Genomic DNA, 3,809 nt, shown 5'->3' with positions numbered 1-3,809 from the left:
GGGCCGGGTTCCGGCCGGGGTGCCGCGGCCGCCGCGGGCCGATCGCCTACGATCCGCGGGTGACCGCCTTCCGCACCGAGCACCGCTGCCCGCTGCCGCCCGCCGAGGCATGGCGGCGCGTCACCGACTGGCCGCGGCACGGTGCCTGGGTGCCGCTGACCCGCATCGCCGCCGAGCCGCCCGGGCCGACCGCTCCGGGCACCCTGGTGGTGGCGCGCACCGGGTTGGGGCGGCTGGCCTTCGACGACCCCATGGAAGTGGTGCGCTGGACGCCGCCCGCGCCCGACCGCCCGGGACACTGCCGACTGGTCAAGCGCGGCACCCGGGTCATCGGCTGGGCCGAGATCGAAGTCCGGGCGGTGCCCGGCGGCTCCCTGGTGAGCTGGCAGGAGGACGCCCGGGTACGCGGACTGCCCCGGCTCTTCGACGCGCCGACCGCCTGGGCCGGACGGCTGGTCTTCGGGCGGGTGGTGCGCCACCTGCTCGCCACCCCGGCGCACCCCCGCTGACCTCGCGGCGGATTCCGGGCGGCCGCCGGCGCCCCGCTCACCGACGCCGTACGCCCGGTCCCCAACGGCTCCCCACCTCGGGGACCGGGCTCCGGGGGCCCGGGGCGGGAATCAACGCCAGTGGGTGGAGCGGTCCTCGGTGCGCTCCTCGCTCACCCGGAAGGTCAACTCGCGCGGCCGGGCGGTGTGCGGGTCCAGGCGAACCACGGTGCCGGGCCGTACGCGCTCCGCGCCGACGGAGAGGGTGGCGCGCAGGCGGAAGCCCTCCGCCATGTCGATCACACCGACCGTACGCAGGGAACCGCTGCTGCGCCGCACCACGGTGGCGTGCCGCACCACACCCATGCCCGAGCTGTGCTCCCAGTCCATGTCGGGGGAGGCGCAGATGGGGCAGAGCAGGCGGTGGAAGACCGCGGTGTGGCACCAGCGGCAGCGCTGGTAGTACAACTCGCCGCGCTGGAGGCCCTGGAGGTAGGTCCCTCCGGGCCAGCCCTCGACCGGCGTCTCGATCGGGTCGAGACCGCCGTGGGTGTCCGGGGCGGCGTGGACTGGAGGATGGTCGGCGATCTCGGCCACGGTGTGGAACACGATGTCATCTCCCTGCGCTGGGCCGGAGGAACGGAAGAGCGCTCCCGTGAGCGTATGGCACGCAGTGCCAGCTGTAAAGGAACTCAGTTCCCTTTGGCTGTGAGCATGGCATGCGCCGCTGCTCCCGGTGACCGCCCGCGCTCCCCTCGCCCCTTGGCCCAGGCGGGTACGGTGACGCGAGGTGCCACCGACTCACCGCGGCCCTGGTGAGGGAACCGGGTGCCAACAGGGTGGCGCCGGGCGCGCCGCGGAGGAGAGGGCAGGGGCCCCTACGCGCCGTCCGACTGCGTCTCCAGCTCGCGGACGACCCGCCACAGTGGGGTCCGCCGCTTGGTGATCACCACCACCACGTCATCCTCCGGCTGCCCGCCGCCGGTGTCCTCGCCGCCCGGCGCCCAGGAGTCCTGCACGAACCGCAGCGCATGGTCCACCCCGGCCTCGGCGTCGTCCTCGCCGCCCGAGCGGAGCCAGGAACGCAGCGCGTTGTTGTGCGCGGCGACCACCGCGGCGGCGATCACGTCGGCCCGCAGGTCCCCGTCCGACCAGCCGGCGAAGCGGCGGCGCAGATAGGCGGCCAGGGCCCGCTCATAGCGCCAGACCACGGACAGCTCGTAGGCGCGCAGGGCGGGGAAGCTCTTGGTGAGCCGGTACCGCTGGACCGAGAAGGACGGGTTCTCGGCGTACATCCGGAGCACCAGTCGGGCCGCGTCGCAGACCCTGGCCACCGGTTCGTCGTCCTCGTCCGAGCCGGCCAGGAAGGCGGTCAGGTCGGCCAGGCAGCGCTCGTGGTCGGGGAAGACCACGTCCTCCTTGGACGGGAAGTAGCGGAAGAAGGACCGGCGCCCCACCCCGGCCAGGGCGACGATGTCGTCCACGGTGGTCGCCTCGTAACCGCGCTCCAGGAAGAGCTGGAAGGCCGCCGCGATCAGGGCGTCCCGCATCGGGGGTCTGCTGGGCGTCGTGCCTGCTCCCGGGGGTGTTCCGTGCTCCTCGCTCATGCTTCCGGAACATAGCACCAGGATTGTCGGATGGCACTGAGTGTGCATACTTGAGGGTACTGAGTGCCGTAGTGTCCATGGCGCGCTTGACCACGTGAGGAAACAGGGGTTCCCGATCATGAACCAGGACTTCGACCTGTACCGGCCCACCGAGGAGCACGACATGCTCCGCGAGTCGGTGCGCGCGCTCGCCGAGGCGAAGATCGCGCCGTTCGCAGCCGAGGTCGACGAGCAGGGCCGGTTCCCGCAGGAGGCCCTGGACGCGCTGGTCGCCAACGACCTGCACGCGGTGCACGTGCCGGAGAACTACGGCGGCGCGGGCGCGGACGCGCTGGCCACGGTGATCGTGATCGAGGAGGTCGCCCGGGTGTGCGGCTCCTCCTCGCTCATCCCGGCCGTGAACAAGCTGGGCTCGCTGCCCGTCATGCTGTCCGGCTCCGAGGAGCTGAAGCAGAAGTACCTGGCCCCGCTGGCCAAGGGCGACGCGATGTTCTCCTACTGCCTGTCCGAGCCGGACGCCGGCTCGGACGCGGCCGGCATGAAGACCCGTGCGGTGCGCGACGGTGACTTCTACGTCCTCAACGGTGTCAAGCGGTGGATCACCAACGCGGGCGTCTCCCAGTACTACACGGTGATGGCCGTCACCGACCCGGAGAAGCGCTCCAAGGGCATCAGCGCCTTCGTGGTGGAGAAGGACGACGAGGGCGTGTCCTTCGGCGCCCCGGAGAAGAAGCTGGGCATCAAGGGCTCCCCGACCCGCGAGGTCTACCTGGACAACGTGCGGATCCCGGCGGACCGCATGATCGGCGCCGAGGGCACCGGCTTCGCCACCGCGATGAAGACCCTCGACCACACCCGCATCACCATCGCCGCCCAGGCGCTGGGCATCGCCCAGGGCGCCCTGGACTACGCCAAGGGCTACGTGCAGGAGCGCAAGCAGTTCGGCAAGCCGATCGCCGACTTCCAGGGCGTCCAGTTCATGCTGGCCGACATGGCCATGAAGCTGGAGGCGGCCCGTCAGCTCACCTACGCGGCGGCGGCCAAGTCCGAGCGGGTCGACTCCGACCTGACCTTCTTCGGCGCCGCGGCCAAGTGCTTCGCCTCCGACGTGGCGATGGAGGTCACCACCGACGCGGTCCAGCTGCTCGGCGGCTACGGCTACACCCGGGACTACCCGGTGGAGCGGATGATGCGCGACGCCAAGATCACGCAGATCTACGAAGGCACGAACCAGGTCCAGCGGATCGTCATGGCCCGCAACCTGCCGTAACTGGGATTTCGCAGGTCGGCGGCCGTTTTCGACGGCTCGCGGGCCAGGATCGGCTTCCGGTCCGCTCGGGTCCGTCTCGGGCCGGTCAACGGCGTCATACCGGGGAAATCCTGGGCCGGCACCGGGCTCTGCACCGCTTCCGCTCTGCGCACACACGTCGGCCCCCGGCATCATGCCGGGGGCCGATCGCATGGTCTCTGCCAGGTCACTTCCGCCTGCTCTTCGGTGAGTTCGTCCGCGCCGGGCGGCAGTGTCGTTGCGACGGCCAACCCATGACCAACGGTGCCGAACGCGCTCAGCTTTCTTCGGGCACCGGGGATCGTGGGCCGGCGGACATGGGGCATCAGCTTGTCCGGTATCCCGATGAGCGCGGTGCGCGCCTGGCGCCTGCGACCGCTATCCGACCGATGGGAGCACAAGGGTGCGAACGGGGGTGGTGGGTGG

Annotated in this window: 4 protein-coding genes; 2 read left to right on the top strand and 2 right to left on the bottom strand. The window is 71.5% G+C overall.

The features are described from left to right. Positions 1-59 precede the first annotated feature (59 nt). Entirely contained in the window at positions 60-509 is a 450-nt protein-coding gene (locus tag E4099_RS30225; RefSeq protein ID WP_135342296.1) for an SRPBCC family protein, read from the top strand. Positions 510-620: 111 nt separating this feature from the next. On the opposite strand, the gene E4099_RS30220 is transcribed toward E4099_RS30225, so the two are convergent. Together E4099_RS30220 and E4099_RS30215 are read right to left on the bottom strand one after the other, a co-directional pair. Further along, on the bottom strand, positions 621-1,097 hold the full coding sequence (locus E4099_RS30220; protein WP_167828534.1) for a Zn-ribbon domain-containing OB-fold protein: 477 nt from the start codon (positions 1,095-1,097) through the stop codon (positions 621-623). A 269-nt stretch (positions 1,098-1,366) separates the two neighbouring features. Next, complete coding sequence (locus E4099_RS30215) at positions 1,367-2,038, bottom strand: TetR family transcriptional regulator (protein ID WP_135342297.1); 672 nt, start codon at positions 2,036-2,038, stop codon at positions 1,367-1,369. A 175-nt stretch (positions 2,039-2,213) separates the two neighbouring features. Here E4099_RS30215 and E4099_RS30210 point away from each other — a divergent pair, with 175 nt between their 5' ends. Then, positions 2,214-3,365, top strand: coding sequence for an acyl-CoA dehydrogenase (locus tag E4099_RS30210; protein ID WP_135342294.1), 1,152 nt, complete (start codon positions 2,214-2,216; stop codon positions 3,363-3,365). The last annotated feature ends 444 nt before the right edge of the window (positions 3,366-3,809 follow it).

This window comes from Streptomyces palmae, assembly GCF_004684805.1.
Taxonomy (GTDB): domain Bacteria; phylum Actinomycetota; class Actinomycetes; order Streptomycetales; family Streptomycetaceae; genus Streptomyces; species Streptomyces palmae.
The sequence above is the reverse complement of the archived record's forward strand: the minus strand, read 5'-3'. Positions and strand labels throughout refer to the sequence as shown.

Bases quoted from the DNA above. Each gene is read 5' to 3' on its own strand.
- E4099_RS30215 (WP_135342297.1), bottom strand. From the start codon at position 2,038: ATGCGGGACGCCCTGATCGCGGCGGCCTTCCAGCTCTTCCTGGAGCGC.
- E4099_RS30210 (WP_135342294.1), top strand. From the start codon at position 2,214: ATGAACCAGGACTTCGACCTGTACCGGCCCACCGAGGAGCACGACATG.